A 261-nucleotide genomic window follows, 5' to 3' on the forward strand; every position below is an offset into this window, starting at 1 on the left:
GCCTTCGTCACCGCCTTCGACAGCGGCATGGCCTACAAGCAGCTCAGCGCCCCGGCACTGCCGCAGACCACCCAGGTCAAGGACGAGACCGGCCTGGCTTCCGGCGCGCTGCTGTACCGCTGGCACTTGGCGCCGGGCGAGGTGCGCGAGGTCGCGCTGGTGGTGCCGCAGACCGGCGCGGTCGCGCTGCCGGCCGGTTTCGATGCCGATCGCGCGCAGCAGCAGGTGGCGCAGATGTGGCGAGACAAGCTCGACCGCGTG

The 261-nt window shown here is 72.0% G+C and carries 1 protein-coding gene; it reads left to right on the top strand.

Annotated elements, in window-relative coordinates; translation table 11 throughout:
- On the top strand, positions 1–261 hold a 261-nt coding region (locus tag SB753_RS38500), incomplete at both ends, for a hypothetical protein (protein ID WP_410805345.1).

It is taken from the genome of Paraburkholderia sp. SIMBA_053 (genome assembly GCF_046534895.1).
GTDB classification, from domain to species: Bacteria; Pseudomonadota; Gammaproteobacteria; order Burkholderiales; family Burkholderiaceae; genus Paraburkholderia; species Paraburkholderia caledonica.